The sequence below is a fragment of the Clostridium pasteurianum BC1 genome, from assembly GCF_000389635.1.
Lineage (GTDB): Bacteria > Bacillota > Clostridia > Clostridiales > Clostridiaceae > Clostridium_I > Clostridium_I pasteurianum_A.
The window spans coordinates 2,539,664-2,556,434 of the sequence record NC_021182.1; the positions used below are offsets into that span (position 1 = coordinate 2,539,664).

The 16,771-nt window shown below is 32.0% G+C and carries 28 protein-coding genes; all 28 read left to right on the forward strand.

The features are described from left to right. Positions 1-3 precede the first annotated feature (3 nt). The 28 genes from CLOPA_RS11860 (at position 4) to CLOPA_RS11980 (ending at position 16,762) form a co-directional block, all read left to right on the forward strand. On the forward strand, positions 4-219 hold the full coding sequence (locus tag CLOPA_RS11860) for a hypothetical protein (RefSeq protein WP_015615672.1): 216 nt from the start codon (positions 4-6) through the stop codon (positions 217-219). Continuing rightward, positions 220-378, forward strand: coding sequence for a hypothetical protein (locus tag CLOPA_RS25610; RefSeq protein WP_015615673.1), 159 nt, complete (start codon positions 220-222; stop codon positions 376-378). Next, positions 368-508 (forward strand): aspartyl-phosphate phosphatase Spo0E family protein, encoded by a 141-nt coding sequence (locus CLOPA_RS11865; protein ID WP_015615674.1) that lies wholly within the window; start codon positions 368-370, stop codon positions 506-508. The genes CLOPA_RS25610 and CLOPA_RS11865 overlap by 11 nt, the downstream gene beginning before the upstream one ends. A gap of 76 nt (positions 509-584) precedes the next feature. Beyond that, positions 585-2,546, forward strand: coding sequence for an AAA family ATPase (locus CLOPA_RS11870; protein WP_015615675.1), 1,962 nt, complete (start codon positions 585-587; stop codon positions 2,544-2,546). Between the two features lies 1 nt (position 2,547). Continuing rightward, the gene (locus CLOPA_RS11875) at positions 2,548-3,498 is read left to right on the forward strand and encodes a recombinase RecT (RefSeq protein ID WP_015615676.1); all 951 of its coding nucleotides are present in this window, start codon (positions 2,548-2,550) and stop codon (positions 3,496-3,498) included. A gap of 9 nt (positions 3,499-3,507) precedes the next feature. Next, positions 3,508-4,248 carry an MBL fold metallo-hydrolase gene (locus tag CLOPA_RS11880; protein WP_015615677.1) on the forward strand — a complete coding sequence of 247 codons (741 nt, stop codon included), beginning with the start codon at positions 3,508-3,510 and terminating at the stop codon, positions 4,246-4,248. Beyond that, positions 4,241-4,429 carry a hypothetical protein gene (locus CLOPA_RS11885; RefSeq protein WP_015615678.1) on the forward strand — a complete coding sequence of 63 codons (189 nt, stop codon included), beginning with the start codon at positions 4,241-4,243 and terminating at the stop codon, positions 4,427-4,429. Before CLOPA_RS11880 ends, CLOPA_RS11885 begins: the two co-directional genes overlap by 8 nt. Positions 4,430-4,494: 65 nt before the next feature. Beyond that, positions 4,495-5,358, forward strand: coding sequence for a DUF4373 domain-containing protein (locus tag CLOPA_RS23755; protein WP_015615679.1), 864 nt, complete (start codon positions 4,495-4,497; stop codon positions 5,356-5,358). Continuing rightward, entirely contained in the window at positions 5,339-6,106 is a 768-nt protein-coding gene (locus tag CLOPA_RS11900; protein ID WP_015615680.1) for a DnaA ATPase domain-containing protein, read from the forward strand. Before CLOPA_RS23755 ends, CLOPA_RS11900 begins: the two co-directional genes overlap by 20 nt. A 15-nt stretch (positions 6,107-6,121) precedes the next feature. Then, the gene (locus CLOPA_RS11905; RefSeq protein WP_041710875.1) at positions 6,122-6,715 is read left to right on the forward strand and encodes a hypothetical protein; all 594 of its coding nucleotides are present in this window, start codon (positions 6,122-6,124) and stop codon (positions 6,713-6,715) included. A gap of 55 nt (positions 6,716-6,770) precedes the next feature. After that, complete coding sequence (locus CLOPA_RS11910; RefSeq protein ID WP_155241906.1) at positions 6,771-7,043, forward strand: hypothetical protein; 273 nt, start codon at positions 6,771-6,773, stop codon at positions 7,041-7,043. Then, positions 7,040-7,237 carry a hypothetical protein gene (locus CLOPA_RS11915; protein ID WP_015615682.1) on the forward strand — a complete coding sequence of 66 codons (198 nt, stop codon included), beginning with the start codon at positions 7,040-7,042 and terminating at the stop codon, positions 7,235-7,237. Before CLOPA_RS11910 ends, CLOPA_RS11915 begins: the two co-directional genes overlap by 4 nt. Before the next feature lie 13 nt (positions 7,238-7,250). Continuing rightward, positions 7,251-7,670, forward strand: coding sequence for a DUF1064 domain-containing protein (locus tag CLOPA_RS11920; RefSeq protein ID WP_015615683.1), 420 nt, complete (start codon positions 7,251-7,253; stop codon positions 7,668-7,670). A gap of 1 nt (position 7,671) precedes the next feature. Next, entirely contained in the window at positions 7,672-8,319 is a 648-nt protein-coding gene (locus tag CLOPA_RS11925; protein ID WP_015615684.1) for a putative metallopeptidase, read from the forward strand. A 12-nt stretch (positions 8,320-8,331) separates the two neighbouring features. Next, on the forward strand, positions 8,332-9,111 hold the full coding sequence (locus CLOPA_RS11930) for a hypothetical protein (RefSeq protein WP_015615685.1): 780 nt from the start codon (positions 8,332-8,334) through the stop codon (positions 9,109-9,111). Continuing rightward, a complete protein-coding gene (locus CLOPA_RS11935; RefSeq protein WP_015615686.1) occupies positions 9,074-9,376 on the forward strand; it encodes a hypothetical protein in 303 nt (100 codons plus the stop codon). Before CLOPA_RS11930 ends, CLOPA_RS11935 begins: the two co-directional genes overlap by 38 nt. Next, positions 9,360-10,070 carry an HNH endonuclease gene (locus CLOPA_RS23760; RefSeq protein WP_172638612.1) on the forward strand — a complete coding sequence of 237 codons (711 nt, stop codon included), beginning with the start codon at positions 9,360-9,362 and terminating at the stop codon, positions 10,068-10,070. Before CLOPA_RS11935 ends, CLOPA_RS23760 begins: the two co-directional genes overlap by 17 nt. Before the next feature lie 13 nt (positions 10,071-10,083). Then, positions 10,084-10,254, forward strand: coding sequence for a hypothetical protein (locus CLOPA_RS25055; RefSeq protein WP_015615688.1), 171 nt, complete (start codon positions 10,084-10,086; stop codon positions 10,252-10,254). After that, entirely contained in the window at positions 10,254-10,556 is a 303-nt protein-coding gene (locus CLOPA_RS11945) for a hypothetical protein (RefSeq protein WP_015615689.1), read from the forward strand. Before CLOPA_RS25055 ends, CLOPA_RS11945 begins: the two co-directional genes overlap by 1 nt. A gap of 33 nt (positions 10,557-10,589) precedes the next feature. Further along, positions 10,590-10,892, forward strand: a complete 303-nt coding sequence (locus CLOPA_RS11950; RefSeq protein WP_015615690.1) for a hypothetical protein — start codon at positions 10,590-10,592, stop codon at positions 10,890-10,892. A gap of 253 nt (positions 10,893-11,145) precedes the next feature. Next, complete coding sequence (locus tag CLOPA_RS11955; protein ID WP_015613714.1) at positions 11,146-11,844, forward strand: aspartate/glutamate racemase family protein; 699 nt, start codon at positions 11,146-11,148, stop codon at positions 11,842-11,844. A gap of 151 nt (positions 11,845-11,995) precedes the next feature. After that, the gene (locus CLOPA_RS25060) at positions 11,996-12,139 is read left to right on the forward strand and encodes a hypothetical protein (RefSeq protein WP_015615691.1); all 144 of its coding nucleotides are present in this window, start codon (positions 11,996-11,998) and stop codon (positions 12,137-12,139) included. A 40-nt stretch (positions 12,140-12,179) separates the two neighbouring features. Next, the gene (locus tag CLOPA_RS25065; protein WP_015615692.1) at positions 12,180-12,347 is read left to right on the forward strand and encodes a hypothetical protein; all 168 of its coding nucleotides are present in this window, start codon (positions 12,180-12,182) and stop codon (positions 12,345-12,347) included. Between the two features lie 84 nt (positions 12,348-12,431). Further along, on the forward strand, positions 12,432-12,980 hold the full coding sequence (locus CLOPA_RS11960; protein WP_015615693.1) for a hypothetical protein: 549 nt from the start codon (positions 12,432-12,434) through the stop codon (positions 12,978-12,980). Positions 12,981-13,424: 444 nt separating this feature from the next. Beyond that, positions 13,425-13,640 (forward strand): hypothetical protein, encoded by a 216-nt coding sequence (locus CLOPA_RS11965; protein WP_015615694.1) that lies wholly within the window; start codon positions 13,425-13,427, stop codon positions 13,638-13,640. A gap of 63 nt (positions 13,641-13,703) precedes the next feature. Then, the gene (locus tag CLOPA_RS11970) at positions 13,704-14,516 is read left to right on the forward strand and encodes a DUF2971 domain-containing protein (protein ID WP_015615695.1); all 813 of its coding nucleotides are present in this window, start codon (positions 13,704-13,706) and stop codon (positions 14,514-14,516) included. Between the two features lie 28 nt (positions 14,517-14,544). Further along, positions 14,545-15,513 (forward strand): terminase small subunit, encoded by a 969-nt coding sequence (locus CLOPA_RS11975; protein ID WP_015615696.1) that lies wholly within the window; start codon positions 14,545-14,547, stop codon positions 15,511-15,513. Beyond that, positions 15,491-16,762 (forward strand): PBSX family phage terminase large subunit, encoded by a 1,272-nt coding sequence (locus CLOPA_RS11980; RefSeq protein ID WP_015615697.1) that lies wholly within the window; start codon positions 15,491-15,493, stop codon positions 16,760-16,762. Before CLOPA_RS11975 ends, CLOPA_RS11980 begins: the two co-directional genes overlap by 23 nt. Positions 16,763-16,771 lie beyond the last annotated feature (9 nt).

The window sequence follows — 16,771 nt, forward strand, 5'->3', positions numbered from 1 at the left end:
GTGATGAACTTGAATAAATATCAAAAGGTTATTTCAAAGATTGTAAAAGATGATATGAATGCTAGATTTGTAAGAGCATCTTTTAGAGAAATAAGAACAGAGGTTAGAGATTTTGTAAAGCTAATGAATTATGACTTTAATGAATTAGTTGAACATAAGAACAGAAGTAAAGAGATGAACATTATTTTTTCTAAATTCAATAAAAGGAAGGTGTCGTAAATGCCAATTAAAGTGGAAATTCCAACTCATAAGGATGCTCTTATTAAGCAGATCAAGGCTCTTGAATATAAAATTGAACATGATACCAACAAGAGAGCCAGGGAGATACACCAGGATGCCTATAATGCACTGATGGAGGAATATTTGAATGAGGAATAAAATAGAACAACTTAGAGCAGAACTTCATGAATACATTGAAAAATATGGATTTCTAGATCAAAGGACTATTGAAAAATCTCAAGAATTGGACAAGCTAATTTTATCAGAACAAATAAAAAAGAGCTCTTAGAAAAAGAGCCAATAATAAAATAACCTAGACTCATTCTACTATGGAATGAGAAAAAAATCAAACGGAGGTAAGAAAAGTGAGTAATTTAATAATTTTAAAAAATCTTCATCTTAAGAATTTTAAGGGAATTAAAGAATTAAATTTCACCTTTGACAGAATAACAAATATCTATGGAGACAATGGAACTGGGAAAACTTCAATATTTGACGCATTTACATGGCTGCTGTTTGATAAAGACAGTCAGGATAGAACAGCATTTGAAATTAAGACCCTAGATTCAAAAGGTGAAGCAATTCATGGATTAGAACATCAGGTAACTGGAACTCTTGAAGTAGATGGCAAAAATGTAATCCTATCTAAGATACTTAAAGAAAAATGGACTAAAAGAAGAGGAGAAGCAGAAAGACACCTCACTGGTCATGAAACTTTATATTATATCAATGAGGTACCAGTAAAACAATCAGAATACAAATCTAAAATAGCCAGCATTATTGATGAAAGTCTTTTTAAATTAATAAGCAATCCAACATATTTCAGTATGAACTTGAAGTGGCAGGATAGGAGACAAACAATTTTAAATATTATTGGAGATATTGATTGGAATAGAGTTATCACTTATAATCCTGAACTTAAAGCTCTTGTGCCTGCATTAAATGATATGGATATAGATACTCTTAAGAAATCTATTGCAGCAAGGAAAAGGAAGTTAAATGATGATATAAAGTCAATTCCCTATAGGATAGATGAATGCAATAACTCAATAAAAGAAATAGACTTTGATGCCTTGGAATTTAGAAAGCGTGTAGCAATTGGTGAAATGAAAAATGCAGATGAACAACTATTGGATACCAGCAAAGTTAATGACTCTCTTCTCGCTGAAAAGGATGAGCTATATTCTCTTAAAGATAAAATGAAGGATATTGAGTACAACGCAAAAATTGAAGCTGAAAATCCTAGGAAACTGCTTAAAGAAAGTATATATAATATCCATGATAAAAAATTAAAAATTGATAGAGAAATTAAATTAACAGATATATCTATAGATGCTAAGAAAAAAGCAGTAGAAGATTTCCAAAATGAAATGAATAAATTAAGAACTGGATATAAGAACGTTGCAGCTGAAGAGTTTGAGTTCCCTGAAGATCAAACAATATGCCCTTTATGCAAAAGACCTTTTGATGAAGAACATATTGAAGAGACGAGAAAGACTTTGGAAGAAAACTTTAATATTAATAAGGCTGAAAAATTGAAAAAAATCAATCAACAGGGTAAATCAATGAAAGATAAAGTTGAAGTTCTTAATACAGATGTTCAAGAGCTCAATGAAAAATCTATGATATTAAGTGCTCAGGCATTAGAAATTGTAGCAGATTTAAATGAAACTGAGGATAAATATCAAAACTTTAAGCCTGAGTTAAACCTTGAATCTAATATAGAATATCAAGAATTAAAATCTCAAATAGAGCAGCTTGAATTAAAGTTGTCACAACCTAAAGAATTGAATAACCAGGTTAATGATCTCAAAGATAGAAAGAAAAAATTACAACAGGAGCTTGAAGATATAAATACCCAATTATCCTATAAAGAGCAGAATGAAAAAATGAAAGAAAGAGTTGCTGAACTTACAGACCAAGAGTCTGCTTTGGCTCAACAAATAGCCCAACTAGAAGGACAAGAATTCTTATGTGAAAACTTCATAAAAACTAAGGTTGAGTTGCTAGAAAACAGTATAAATGAAAAATTTAAATTTGTAAGTTTCAAGTTATTTAATACCTTAGTTAATGGAGCAGTTGAAGAATGCTGTGAGGCACTTATTCATGGAGTACCATTCTCCAATGCGAATAAAGCAAGTCAGATTAATGCCGGATTAGACATAATAAATGCTCTTTGCAACCACTATGGAGTAGAAGCTCCTGTATTTATAGATAACAGAGAGAGTATTAATGAGATTCTTGATATTAATTCACAGATTATCAACTTAGTTGTAAGTCAAGATAAAAAGTTAAAGGTATCAAATATTCAAGGGGAGGTAGCTTAGTATGCCAAATAGTGTTCAAAATACCAACAATAAAGCTCTTACAACTCAAGAGAAAAATATAACTGAGGAAGTATTAAGTAGAGTAAATGACCTTAGTAAAAAGGGAGAGTTAGTTGTTCCTCAAGGGTATAGTGCTGCCAATGCTCTTAAAAGTGCATGGCTTATGCTTCAGGAAACAGTAGATAGAGAAAAAAACCCAGTATTACAGGTATGCTCAAAAGCTACTGTAGCAAATTCACTTTTAGATATGGTTATCCAGGGATTAAGCCCTGCTAAAAAGCAATGCTATTTTGTCGCTTATGGGAAACAACTGCAGCTAATGAGGAGCTATATGGGTACCGTAGCAGTTACTAAAAGACTTAAGGGAATAAAGGATGTAAAAGCCTACTGCATATATGAAGGAGATGAATTTGAACAAACCTTTGACTTAGATACAGCAACTTTAAAAATTACCAAGTTTGATCCTAAGTTTGAGAATATAGACCTTACAAAAATTAAAGGAGCCTTTGCAGTAGTTTTGGGAGATAAAGGGCCAATCTACACAGAGGTAATGAATATAAACCAAATAAAGAAAGCTTGGGGCCAAGGAGTAGCTTATAAGAGTGGTAAATCTACAGCACATAACAACTTCACTGATGAAATGGCAAAGAAAACTGTAATCAATAGAGCTTGCAAAATGTTTGCCAATACTTCTGATGACAGTGATCTTCTTATAGAAGCTTTCAACAACTCGGATGAGAAGCAGTATGACGAGGATAAGATCATAAACAATGTACAAGCAGAAGTAAATCAGGAGATTGAAGAAAAGGCCAATAAAAAGACTTTAGATATACAAGAAGATAATGTGAAAGAAAAGGTAATTGATGTTGAATCTAAGAAAGCAGAAGTATCAAATGAGAATGAAAATGCTCAGCAAAGTGCTAAGCAGACTGAAATAGGTTTGGAGTTTTAGGAGGCATAAATGAAGTTAAAAGTATTAGGGAGCTCTAGTAGTGGTAACTGCTATCTCTTGCAGGCTAAAGAAGAAACTTTAATCCTTGAATGTGGTATTAGGTATAAAGAAATTTTACAAGGCTTAAATTACAAAATTGACAATGTGAATTCATGCTTAATTACCCATTCTCATAAGGATCATAGCAAAGCTATAAAAGACATAATAAAAGCTGGTATAGATATTTATACCAGCAAAGGCACAATTGATGCTTGTGAGGTATCAGGACACAGAGTTCATATTATTAAAAGTGAACAGCAATTTAAGTTGGGTGAATTTACTATACTTCCATTTGCTACTGAACATGATGCTGCGGAACCTTTAGGATTTTTAATATATCACCCTGAAATGGGTACAATGCTATTTGCTACAGACACATATTACATTCAATATAAATTTCTGAGGCTGAGCCATATACTCATTGAATGTAATTATGATGGGGAAATTATGACCAGTAATATTGATAATGGAACTTTAAACGTAGGATTAGCTTTAAGATTAGCAAAGTCTCATATGAGCTTGGATAACTGTAAAACTCTATTAAAAGCAACGGATCTTGAAGATGTTAGGAATATAGTATTGATACATTTATCATCTTTGAACAGTGATTCAGAGCTATTTAAAACAGATATAGAAAAGTTAACTGGTAAACCAACTTATGTTGCTGAGTCAGGTTTAGAAATTGATTTGGAGAGTGAATTTGATGGGTAAAAGATTAAATATTCAAATAGATAGAGCTAAGGAACTTTATGAAAAATATGGAACATTGGCGAGGGCAGCATTGAGCTTAGGTTGTTCTCCTACAACATTAAAAAGATTATTAATTGAGAATGGTGTAGAGATAAAGCCATATGTAGCTAAAAGATGGAACGTAAATTCAATAAGATATTAGTTATATTTCTTTAGAAAGTGAGGTGTTTAGGGTGGCAAGATATCAAGAGACTGGAGGGGAATTATATGAAAGAAACCTATTACTTTTCCCATGATTTTAATGCCAGAAATGATCCTAAAATTTTAGCTATGAGAAGTAAGTATGGCTCAGAAGGATATGGATGGTATTGGATGATTATTGAGATATTAAGAGAGCAATCTGAATACAAACTTGAGCATAATAAATACCTTTGCATTACTCTTGCTATGCAACTGCAATGCGACTGTAATGCACTGCATAACTACGTAGAAGATTGCATAAATGAGTATCATTTATTTGAATCTGATGGGGTATATATATGGTCCAATAGTCTTATGAGAAGAATGGAAGAAAAGGCCACTAAATCAGAGAATGGCAGAAAAGCGGCTAAGGCTAGATGGAATAAGGCTTCAAAGGATAAAAAAGATGTAAAAAAATGCAACGAAAATGCAAGTGCAATGCATACGCAATGCGACAGCAATGCTATAAAGGAAAGTAAAGTAAAGGAAAGTAAAGTAAAAGAAAATAAAAGAGAGAGAGAAGATAACTCTCACACACAAGAAGCATTAGAACTTTGTAAATATTATTCTGAATTAAAACCAGGACAAGATATAACTTCTGATTTAGCATCTTTAGAAATTTTTATAGAGATCTATGGATTTGATTGGACAAAAGAAGCAATTCAAAAATGTGTTTCTGGAAAAGGGAAATTTATAAAACCTTGGGTTGAAACTGTATTAAAAAATTGGGTCCAGGAAAGGAAGGGTGAAAACAATGGAGCAAAGTCTAATAAACAAAACAATCGAGAAGATGAAGTTGCTGCAACAGGAGAGACAGAAGGAGCAGAGCTCACCAAAAGAGCCCTTGAAAAGTACGGAGGAACATTGGGAGTTGTTGAATGCGACATCTAAGTGCCCACATGGAAAATGTGATGGTAGCGGAATGATGTGGCTTAGAAATCCAGAAACCCTTGAAACTAAAGCTCAATATTGTACCTGCAGGGAACAAAAACTGCAAAATAAAAGACTTGCTTTTGCTAATATCCCTAAAGAGTTTTCATCCCTAACGATTAAATCCTTTGATTCTGAGATATATAAAAACAAAGAAGATGTAATGCGTGCCAGGATAGCTAAGAAACAGGCAGTGAAGTATGTAAATAGCTTTGAGGAAGAGTTTGAATCCATAGGCAAGGGATTATATTTCTACAGCGCCACAAAAGGCAGCGGCAAGACAAGACTTGCAGTAAGCATAGGGAATGCAATTCTAAGCACAAAACATAAACAGGTTAAATTTGTTACATCCTTGGATATTCTTAAAGAAATTAAAAACACATATAACCGGGAAAGTAAATATACTGAATCCCAGCTCATTGAAAGTATAAATGGAGTTCAGATTCTGATTGTTGATGATATTGGAGTAGAGCAGCCTACACCGTGGGTAAATGAAATTCTATTCTCAATCTTTGATACAAGGATGAAATATAACAGAGTAACAATATTTACTTCAAATTGCTCTGTTGAGAACCTTAAACATGATGATCGATTAAGAAGCAGAATATTTAAAATGGCTATTCCAGTAGAGATGCCTGAAGAAGACATAAGAGAAAAGCAAAGCAAAGATCAAAATAGAGAGATGCAAGATTTACTTCTTGCTGAATAAAGGGAGGATAAAATCATGGAAATGTATTTTTTTAATAATCAATCAAGAGAGAATAAGAGAATAGGCAGAATTAAGGAATTTGCAAATAAGCTAGGTATAAGCTTTGAGGAAGCTGAAATGATAATAAATAATTTCTCAAAGATGAACATAGATCCTGTGAAACCCGCGGAAAAAGTAAATAACATAGTGACTCTAGAAAAGCTGTCAAAAAAGATAGTTACTAAGGTCATAAGCAATATAAATAATCAGCATAGGCATATGCAGCCGGTTAATTTAAATATTTTATCTAACCTGGTGGAAGGAATTCTAAAAGATGCCTTGAAGCAGACAAAAATGATTGATGTTGCCAAAGAGAGAATTGAGAACCAGGAGCTTAAAAAGCAAATTGCAGAAATTAATAAGGACAGAGAAAGAATTAAGGCCGCATTAAGAGGTACATTGTCCGGAATGATGATTTATTCAGAGCTTAAAGGGAATGCTTTTGCAGAGGAAATATTTGAGTCCAAAAGAGAAAGAGCTAGTGTAGCTTTAAGCCTTTCAGATATGCTTGATGATCCAGTAAAGGTTAAGCCAGTTATGTTCTACTTTGGTATGGATATGGGTAAATAATATGCCCATAGAATATAAGGCATACGGATGCCAATATAGGTGTGGTACTAAACATATGAGCAGCTTGAAAAAGATGTTAGAGCATGAAGAAAAGTGCTGGTATAATCCTCAAAATAGGACATGTATTACTTGTAAATTTGGTGAATTGATAGATGATAGTTGCGATCATGATGAATTGCCAGGATGTCCAACAGAACACTGGCGGTATAGAATTTGTCATGAATATCATGGTGAAGATATAGAATTTCCAAAACGTAAAGCTACTGGTGAGACAGTAATACCTATTGAACATTGTGAGTATTGGAAAATTAAGGAGTCGATTAAATGAAAGCAACACAATATAGTGCAGAATTAATTAAAAAAGATGGTGCAACCTACACTATGTTTAAAATTGGTCATAAATGTGGACCAAGAATTAAAGAACTTCTGTTTTGCCTAAATGCTAAGTTAGTAAAGGAAACAAAAACATATACTGCTTATGAGTTAAAAGGAGATAAAATAAGTTTATTTATGATTATTTAAGAAGGTGGAGTAAATGAGTAAATATAGAGCGGAAAAGGTCACAGTGGATGGCATACGGTTTGATTCCAAAGATGAAGCGAGGTACTATCAAGATCTTAAAAAGAGAAAAGTAGCAGGAGAAATAATAAACTTTGAGCTGCAGCCTAAATATGAATTACAACCAAGCTTTAAAAAGAACGGAAAGAAATATCAACCAATTTACTATGTTGCTGATTTTCTTATCTATCACAACGATGGAAGCCTAGAGGTTGTAGATGTAAAAGGAATGGCTACACCAGTTGCGATACAGAAGAGAAAGGAATTTGATTATCATTACCCGGAATTAAAGCTTTCATGGATTACCAGAAGTCTTAAATATAGTGAAGATGGTTGGATTGATGTTGATGAACTAAAAAAGATAAGAGCAAAAAATTCAAAGAGAGGGGTAAGCTAGTATGCCTAAAATAAAAATAATTGATGAGACTACCGGAGAAGTAACAGATATTGAATGTGTTGGTTATAATCTTCAGTTCGTAGAATCTACTGGAAATGGAGTAATACAAAAGATTAGGGCTTTGAACAATGGTAAATATGGGTACAAGCATTGGATAAAGAATGACTTTTATAGGCCTATAGCCCAGAAAATAAAGGATAAATATAAAGAGAAATTTGAAGAGTTTACAATGATTAACCTAGATAAAATACTATTCATTGAGGACACGGAGTATATCGGAGATGAACTGAAGCGTAGTGATGAAATTATGTGGATCAAGAAAGCCAATAAGCAGTTAGAAGAGGTTACAGGATATAAATTCATCATAGAGAGCAGAGAGTTTTGGGTAGAAAGAATAAGCAATGAACAGGTTGTGGCTCTTATTTACAGTTGTTTAAGGCAAATAGAAAATGGATACAAAATTAGAGAACCTGACCTGGTAGGTTGGAAAGAGGTTATAGGCACTTTAGGCTATGGCTGGGAGACTACCAAGAGTGAAATACCTAACCTCCTAGATGGATTTAATATGAATGATTTCAAAATGCTTAGAAAGGCAGACAAGCAGGTTGGCTTTTTCGATAGCAAAGAAAAATATTATGAGCAAGGTTAAGGAGGGAGTGATATGGGAGCAAACTGGACAGAAGAAGAATGCAACTTTCTTGAAGATAAGTGGGGAACTATTTCAATCCCCACTATAGCAAAATCTCTGGGAAGGACAGAAATAGCAGTTAAAATAAAAGCTCATAAATTAGGCTTAGGCAGACATTTATACTCTTGTGAGGAAATAACAATAAGCCAACTAGTTAAAGTCCTTGGAGCACATTATACATGGGCAGTTGATAAATGGATAAGTTATGGATTCCCTGTGAAATATAAAAAAAGTGTAAGTAAAAAATACAAAGTATTTAAGCTTGAGGATTTTTGGAAGTGGGCAGAGCAGCATAGAGATATTTTAGATTTCAGTAAATTTGAAAAGGGAATGCTAGGAATAGAACCAGGATGGGTTAAGGATAAGAGAGAAGCAGATATAGCTGCAGCTAAGTATATAAAAACTCCATGGACAGAAGAAGAAGATAATATGCTTATGAATATGCTTAATTCATATAAATACAGTTACCAGGATATTTCAGATAGATTGAAAAGAACCGGAGGAGCAATTAAAAGAAGAATGGTAGATTTAAGATTAAAGCAAAGACCCTTAAAAGCAGATAACCATAATCCATGGACTAATGAAGAAATCAAAATATTGTTAAATTTAAGACATAAAGGTTTTGGCCCTGAAGTAATTGCAAAGAAACTTGGAGGCAAGAGATCATCATTAGCTGTAAGAGGTAAACTGGAACGAATGGGGTTGATAGGTGGTAATGGAGAATCAAGAACAGTTATATCAACAAGACATTAGAAATTTTATAGATATAGTGGACAGGTTTAAATACCTTCAGGACAATGACTATACCACAGCATACAAGCTCCATAAGGATGCATTAGCTCAATATGATAGGTGGAGTCAAATACTGTTTGAGGTTAGGAGGTCAGAGTTAAGCAGAAAAAAGGATCCTCCATGGAAAGACCGAGCTGAGGAAGTAATGAGGGTACTGAATAATATTTATGTAAGCTCCAGGATGGTTTATGGAAAAGGTAAGGATGATTATGAAACAAAACGATAAATTTGGAATGTTAACGGTGATAAAAAGAACGGAAAATATAAAAGGACATGTAATGATTTTGTGTAAATGTGATTGCGGCAATGAAAAAGTAGTAAGAAGATCTCATTTATTAAATTGTGAAGTGATTAGCTGTGGATGTCACAAGAAAGATATATGTAAAAGCTTTGGAGAAAAAAGAAAGCTTAAGAATGAGTATACTATTTGCGGAGAATATGCTATTGGGAGAGATAATAACGGAAATAAATTTAAAGTTAGTATCTGTGATTTAGAAAAAGTAAAAAAGAGTTACTGGTATCATGATTCTCATGGATATTTTAGAGCTGAAAGAAATGGAATAACAATTAGGATGCACAGGATCATTTTGAAAACTAACAAGGTTGTTGACCATATAAACGGGGATAGAGGTGACAACAGAAGAGAGAATTTAAGAGAATGTACTGAAGAACAAAATGCTTTTAATAAAGGAATTCATCATAGGAATACGAGTGGTTATCCAGGGGTATATTTTCACAAAACAAATAAAAAGTGGGTAGCGTATATAAATTACAAAGGACAAAGAATTAATATTGGAAGTTTTACCAATAAAAATGAAGCTATACAAGCAAGAATGGATGCAGAGGAAAAATATTTCGGAGAATTTACAAGAAAAAATATTCTGGAAAGTAAGGATGATTTGTTAGAGGGCAAATATTAGGGAGGGAAAGAATTTGAAAGCAAGATATGTAATGATAAAAAGCTGCAAAGATAAGAATTCCTGGTATAGGAATAAGTTAAATAAAATTTATGAAGTTGATCTGGAAACAAAAGGTGGCTTCTTTGTAAAGTATGGAAGGAAAACAGGATTCGTTTGCGAGGGAGATTATGAGGTGATGGGGTAATGTTAATAATAGAAGAGGGTTCAAAGATAAAAATATTTGACAATAATACTCCTGAAAGTCCGTTAATTGATGAAATTATTGCTAACCAAGATATTCAAATCGAAGGAACCGGAGAAGGCTATACAATTTTATTAAGGACAGAAAATTATCACTCTAATAGCATTTTTGAGAGTGAAAAAATTGAGAAAATAAGTGAAGGTAACTATGAGGTATATGGATATTTTAAAGATGCATTATTGGTATTTACAGATAGAAATAGGGATATAGGAATGTATCAAAGCTATATGAATTATTATCTTTAAAAATGCGGACTGTGAAAATTGGAGGGATAAGTTATGGTACATGATGAAACAGTTTGCTCAAAATGTAATTATAAGAAAATAGATAGCTATAGTCTTAGATTAAGACATTGTAAGAAATGTGACAACTATGGAGAAAGAACACTCAAGGCAGATATAATTGTAAACCAAAGACCAGTTTCAATAAAATTTGATTGCCCTCACTGTGATGAAGAAATAGAAATAGATTATCAAGAATTTATTGATATGTTAGGAGAACCTTGTGATTGGAACTATTCAAAATTTAATTGTCCAAGGTGTGAAAAAGAAATTGAGATTGATGAAGTTGACTGGGATTAATTCGTAATCTGATTATAGGTCGAACTAGATGGGTAGATAAAATTGTACTTTGATAATTGAATAATGCGGTGTTTATAGAATAAACTTCTAATATATTTTATCGGTAATAATGGACGATATAGAATATTATGGTATAATTTCTATATGAATTAAGCTAAAAGTATAAGATATTATCTAGCAGTTATTATAGATAATAAATACTTAATTTATAGGTAGTGGTATAGCCGAAATTAAATATAAGGAGAGTTAATGGATGAAGAAAATAGGAATGATTGGTGGTCTTGGACCCGAATCAACTTTAGATTATTATCGCCTAATTATTGAAAAATATCGTAATGAAGTAAAGGATGGTAGCTACCCTGAAATATTGATTAATAGCATGGATATGAATATTCTTTTAAGTTTTGTTGAGAATAAACAATGGGACAACCTTGTAAATTGCTTAATTAAAGGTGTCGAGATACTCTATAAAGCAGGTGCAGATTTTGGATTCATTTCATCAAATACACCACATATAGTATTTGAAAGAATTAAGGAGTTATCTCCTATTCCATTAATAAGTATTGTTGAGGAAACATGTAAAAATGCTGAGGCGTTAGGAATAAAAAAGATTGGCCTAATTGGGACTAAATTTACAATGGAGAGCAATTTTTTTAAGAAAGTATTTGACAAAAGTAATATAAAAATTATCGTTCCAAAAGAAGAAGAACAGGATTATATTCATCATAAACTAATGACTGAAATTGAATTTGGAAAGTTTCTTGATGAAACACGTAATGGATTACTTAATATTGTTAAAAGGATGATTGATGAAGATTCAATAGAGGGATTAATTCTTGGTTGTACAGAGTTGCCATTAATTCTTACAAAAGATGAATTTGGTATACCATTCCTTAATACTACAAAAATTCATGTTGAAAGTATTATTAAAAATTGTATTAAGGAATCTTAATTGATTTACAAAAGTAAAATTTTATTTATATATAATATTTATTAATAGTGAAAATTAAATATTTCATAAAACACCGTATTATTCAAGAATTCTACGGTGTTTTTGTTTCGCCATTCAAAAATATTGCGAATTAGGTAAGGAGGCAATAAAAGTGAGATTTAAATGCAATTGTGGAAAAGAAGTTAATCTTGATGATATACCAAAAACTCTTGAAATATTTGATTATTTAGGAACAGATGAAAAAAATAATCCTATATTTAAATGTAAAAAATGTGGAGTTATAGTAAGTGGTTAACTTACTATTCAAAGATTAGCCGAAAAACAGGAGGTTTAAAGTGATAGATAAAGACAAGCTAAAAAGAGCAATTCATTCCAGTGTAGATGATACCATCGATAAAATGGATAAGATAGATCATCTAGATTACTTTGAAATAAACATAAAGCATGTGAAAGGTGAGATACTCTGTAAACCAAGTTTCACTGATAAAAATAGAATAAAATAGGCTGACCGAACAACGGAAGCACTATTCCTTTAATTTAAATAATTAGAGGGTAGTGCTTATTTTTATTTACAGGAGGATGATAGCATGGAAGAAAGAATAAGCATTGATGAGGCTGTTAAAATAGGTGTGAATGCAGGAATAAAATATATCAAAGAGCAGGAATACTATAAAACTAAAAAAAGATATGACAGAAGATTAAGGAATACTAGACTGCTGCTTAATCATTATAGAAGCTTGAAAATCCATGGGGCAATGACTGATAGTTCTATAAATGCAATATACCATGATAATGCTATAGATGTACTTGATGATGTAGAATCCATTCACGATGAAGAACAATACATCCAGGCGCTCAGCAGGACCAAGAAAAGGACATTAATAATTGTTGGGCATATAAATAAGTCCATGAAGTACTATGAAGCTATATGCAAAAGTGATGGTAAATTGAAGGAAAGAAGATATAAAATAATAAAATACATCTATATAGATCCTATAAAGGATGACATTCAGCCTACATATGAGCAGGCAGCAGAGCACTTTGGAATAGCAGTAAAAACAGTAGGCAGAGATGTAAGAAACGCTATTGAAGATTTAAGTATTTTATTTTTCGGAATAGACGGAATAAAACTATAAAAAATGTCCTCCTTAAAATGCCTTTAATCCTAGTAATATAGCCGAAGTATCCAATTTTATTAGTTAAAAAAGTGTCCTTTTATGTGGGATTGACGTACCTTTTAGAATATTGTAATGTGGTATTGTGTAAAATTATAAAAAATAATATATCTTGTATAAGAGGCACCCACCTTAGGGTGTTTTCTTATTATGTTTAGAATTTATTAATCCATATTTAAGATAATAGAAATATTATTGATATAAAACTGTAACATTGGATAGATATTATATAAACATAGACATTACCCCTTTTAATGTATATATTATATATGGAGAAGCACTGGTAGAAATACTGGTGCTTTTGCTGTGCTTAAAATTAGTTGTACACAATATATTGTGAATAATGTGTATAGCTAATACTATATATTGAAATATATTTTGATGTAATAGAAGGAAGTGAGGATTATGCAGAGTATCTATACAGCTTTTAAATGCAGGACATGTAAGCTTGAATTTATATTGCTTTCAGAGGATATAGATAAGATGTCTAAAGATAGGTATATAGCATGTCCTTACTGCAATAGTAAAAGAGTTAATAAAGAACAGGAAGCTGATGATCTTAGGGAAGTCATGAGGGAGAGAAGTTATCGAAGAATTGGTGGTGCTTTGAGGCAGAAATGATTCGACAAAAGAAGGATATCATCTTTTGAATATAGAAATATATGGCGAAAGGTGGCTGATAACATGAATGAAAATTCAACAAACAATATAATTGCTGTGCATAAGTACTTAACATTTAATCAATTCGTGGACATCATAGAATTACAAAGATCGTATTTTACAAATGTACCATTGTGGGATGATACTTATGAGGCAGCTTCACAATATGAAATATTTAATCAAATTATTCCGTTAAAAATGGCAAATAGTTTTGCTAAAGATGAAAATTCAATGGATCAAATAAAAAGAATGTTAAAAATACAAATAAAAGATATGTATGCGCAATCATGGACATATGATTCTAAAGAATCTGATGCAATGTGGAGAATATATAGTCCAGATAAAACAGGAGTAAGAATCACTACCAATGTTTTAAAATTAAAAGAGCAAATGAAAGAGTCATTGGAAAAAGATATTGAAGACTACGAAGTTAGCTATGATCTAAAAATGAATGCTGATAAATATAAACAGAAAGGAACTATAGCAGGCTATATAACTTCAGGTAGAGCTATATTAGAAGGTAAAAGAAGTGAATTTGTACATGAAAATGAATATAGATTTTCATTTAGTTTAAATATTCAAGAATATATAGGATCAATAAAATGTGAGGGTGAAGAGCCAACATTTAATGAGATGTATAATTTTAAACGTGAACCTGTTAAGTATTATAAATTTCCATTGAATCTAATAAGTGAAGTATTGCTTGATCCAAGAGCACCAAAATATTTTGAAGAAACATTTAATAATTACTGTGAAAATAGAAAATTTAAAGAAAATAATATAGTATTTAAGAAGTCAGATTTATATGGAGATCCATCTGAAAAATTATTTAAATAACTAAAACCAACTAGGGTAGGTGAGGTGATTGCCTAGACAAAGAAGTCCAAATAGAGATAAGGCATTTGAAATATATAAAGAATATAATGGCAATATTGACTTAGTAAAAATAGCAGAGATTTTAAATATTTCTCCAGGTACTATAAGAGGATGGAAGAATAAAGATCAATGGGATAACAAATTAAATGGAACGCTCCAAAAGAAAGATACTAAAAAAGTTAAAAATACGGAACGTTCCAAACGTAAAAAGAATAATGTAAATAAAGAGCCGGAGTTTGAAGAGGTTACTGAAATATTAAATTCAGAACTTACCGATAAACAAAGGCTCTTTTGTGTTTATTATCCTAGATGTTTTAATGCTACCAAGGCCTATCAGAAGGCATACGAATGCAGTTATGAAGTAGCAGTAGTTAATGGGTCAAGATTGCTAGGAAATGCTAAGGTTAAAGAAGAAATTCATAAGCTTAAACAAGATAAACTCAATAGAGCTATGCTAAACACTGATGATATCTTCCAAAAATACATGGATATAGCCTTTGCAGATATAACAGACTTCTTAATATTTGGACAAGAAGAAGTCCCAGTAATAAATGCTTTTGGCCCTGTATTGGACAAAAAGGGTAATCAAGTTACTAGGATGGTTAATACAGTTAAGTTTAGAGCATGGGCTAATGTTGATGGAACTCTAATAAGTGAAGTTAAACAGGGCAAAGACGGTGCCAGCATAAAGCTCCAGGATAAAATGAAGGCACTTCAATGGCTTTCAGATAGAATGGACCTACTGACTATTGAAACACAGCGAAAGCTTCAATTGGAGAATGAAAAGGTCAATATGGCTAAAGAAAGGCTTCAGTTGGATAAGGATAAAAACAATAGTGATAGTAATGAAACCAATAAGGATGGCATTAAAGAATTTATTGAAGCAACCACCATGACAGAAGAACAAATAAAAGAACTATTTAAGGATGATGAAAATGAGAAAGAAGAAGAAACTTAAAGGCTTTAGATTCCAACCATTTTCATTGAAACAGAAAAAATTAATGTTCTTCTGGGAGAAAGGTTCACCATTTGCTGATAAAGACATTGTTATTGCTGATGGAGCTATAAGGTCAGGTAAAACTATTGCTTGTATCTGCAGTTTTATAAGATGGAGCTTAAAACACTTTACTGGAGAAAACTTTATTCTTGCGGGTAAAACAATAGGATCATTGAAGAAGAATGTTATAGGACCTATGCAACAAATATTAAAATCTTGGAATTTAGATTACACCTACAATAGATCAGAAAACTTTATTGTAATTGGTGATAATACTTACTATATGTATGATGCCAATACAGAGGCTTCACAGGATAAACTTCAAGGTTTAACTGCAGCTGGAGCATTAGCTGATGAAGGTGCTTTATTTCCACAAAGTTTTATCGATCAGATGATTGGACGTTGTTCTGTAGATGGTGCAAAGATATTTATAAACTGTAATCCAGGTTCACCATATCATTTCTTAAAAACAGAGCTTATAGATAAGGCGAAAGAGAAGAACATACTTTATTTGCATTTTACTATGGATGATAATCTAAGCCTTTCTGAAAGAGTTAAGGAAAGATTTAGACGTATGTTCAGTGGGGTCTTCTTTAAGAGATATATCCTGGGACTTTGGGTACAAGCAGAGGGCATTATCTATGATATGTTTGATGAAATTAAGCATAAGGTTAAAACAATACAAAGAGCATATAAAGAATTTTATGTCAGTTGTGATTATGGTACTCAAAACGCAACTGTTTTTCTTTTGTGGGGTAAATCTTTAGATAAGTGGTATTTGGTAGATGAATATTATTACTCTGGTAGAGATAAAGGAAAGCAGAAAACAGACAATGAGTACTATGAAGATCTAGAAAAGTTTGTAGGTGAAAGAAGAATTAAAGCTGTAGTAATAGATCCTAGTGCAGCTAGCTTTATAGCTTTAATTAGATCAAAAGGTAGATTCTCCGTTAAACAAGCCAAGAATGATGTGCTGGAAGGTATAAGGAATGTAGCAAGTGCCTTAAATGATTCTTTATTGCAGTTTAATGATAAATGCTTAAATACTTTTAAAGAATTCTTCTCATATATCTGGGATGAAAAAGCAATACAGCGCGGTGAAGATAAACCAGTGAAGGTTATGGATCACGCAATGGATGCATTAAGGTATTTTGTTAATACAGTATTATACAGAAATATTACAGGACCATTACAAGTAAAAAATTTATAGGAGGTAATT

Bases quoted from the DNA above. Each gene is read 5' to 3' on its own strand.
- CLOPA_RS11860 (WP_015615672.1), top strand. From the start codon at position 4: ATGAACTTGAATAAATATCAAAAGGTTATTTCAAAGATTGTAAAAGAT.
- CLOPA_RS25610 (WP_015615673.1), top strand. From the start codon at position 220: ATGCCAATTAAAGTGGAAATTCCAACTCATAAGGATGCTCTTATTAAG.
- CLOPA_RS11865 (WP_015615674.1), top strand. From the start codon at position 368: ATGAGGAATAAAATAGAACAACTTAGAGCAGAACTTCATGAATACATT.
- CLOPA_RS11875 (WP_015615676.1), top strand. From the start codon at position 2,548: ATGCCAAATAGTGTTCAAAATACCAACAATAAAGCTCTTACAACTCAA.
- CLOPA_RS11880 (WP_015615677.1), top strand. From the start codon at position 3,508: ATGAAGTTAAAAGTATTAGGGAGCTCTAGTAGTGGTAACTGCTATCTC.
- CLOPA_RS11885 (WP_015615678.1), top strand. From the start codon at position 4,241: ATGGGTAAAAGATTAAATATTCAAATAGATAGAGCTAAGGAACTTTAT.
- CLOPA_RS23755 (WP_015615679.1), top strand. From the start codon at position 4,495: ATGAAAGAAACCTATTACTTTTCCCATGATTTTAATGCCAGAAATGAT.
- CLOPA_RS11905 (WP_041710875.1), top strand. From the start codon at position 6,122: ATGGAAATGTATTTTTTTAATAATCAATCAAGAGAGAATAAGAGAATA.
- CLOPA_RS11910 (WP_155241906.1), top strand. From the start codon at position 6,771: ATGAGCAGCTTGAAAAAGATGTTAGAGCATGAAGAAAAGTGCTGGTAT.
- CLOPA_RS11915 (WP_015615682.1), top strand. From the start codon at position 7,040: ATGAAAGCAACACAATATAGTGCAGAATTAATTAAAAAAGATGGTGCA.
- CLOPA_RS11920 (WP_015615683.1), top strand. From the start codon at position 7,251: ATGAGTAAATATAGAGCGGAAAAGGTCACAGTGGATGGCATACGGTTT.
- CLOPA_RS11925 (WP_015615684.1), top strand. From the start codon at position 7,672: ATGCCTAAAATAAAAATAATTGATGAGACTACCGGAGAAGTAACAGAT.
- CLOPA_RS11930 (WP_015615685.1), top strand. From the start codon at position 8,332: ATGGGAGCAAACTGGACAGAAGAAGAATGCAACTTTCTTGAAGATAAG.
- CLOPA_RS11935 (WP_015615686.1), top strand. From the start codon at position 9,074: ATGGAGAATCAAGAACAGTTATATCAACAAGACATTAGAAATTTTATA.
- CLOPA_RS23760 (WP_172638612.1), top strand. From the start codon at position 9,360: ATGAAACAAAACGATAAATTTGGAATGTTAACGGTGATAAAAAGAACG.
- CLOPA_RS11945 (WP_015615689.1), top strand. From the start codon at position 10,254: ATGTTAATAATAGAAGAGGGTTCAAAGATAAAAATATTTGACAATAAT.
- CLOPA_RS11950 (WP_015615690.1), top strand. From the start codon at position 10,590: ATGGTACATGATGAAACAGTTTGCTCAAAATGTAATTATAAGAAAATA.
- CLOPA_RS11955 (WP_015613714.1), top strand. From the start codon at position 11,146: ATGAAGAAAATAGGAATGATTGGTGGTCTTGGACCCGAATCAACTTTA.
- CLOPA_RS11960 (WP_015615693.1), top strand. From the start codon at position 12,432: ATGGAAGAAAGAATAAGCATTGATGAGGCTGTTAAAATAGGTGTGAAT.
- CLOPA_RS11965 (WP_015615694.1), top strand. From the start codon at position 13,425: ATGCAGAGTATCTATACAGCTTTTAAATGCAGGACATGTAAGCTTGAA.
- CLOPA_RS11970 (WP_015615695.1), top strand. From the start codon at position 13,704: ATGAATGAAAATTCAACAAACAATATAATTGCTGTGCATAAGTACTTA.
- CLOPA_RS11980 (WP_015615697.1), top strand. From the start codon at position 15,491: ATGAGAAAGAAGAAGAAACTTAAAGGCTTTAGATTCCAACCATTTTCA.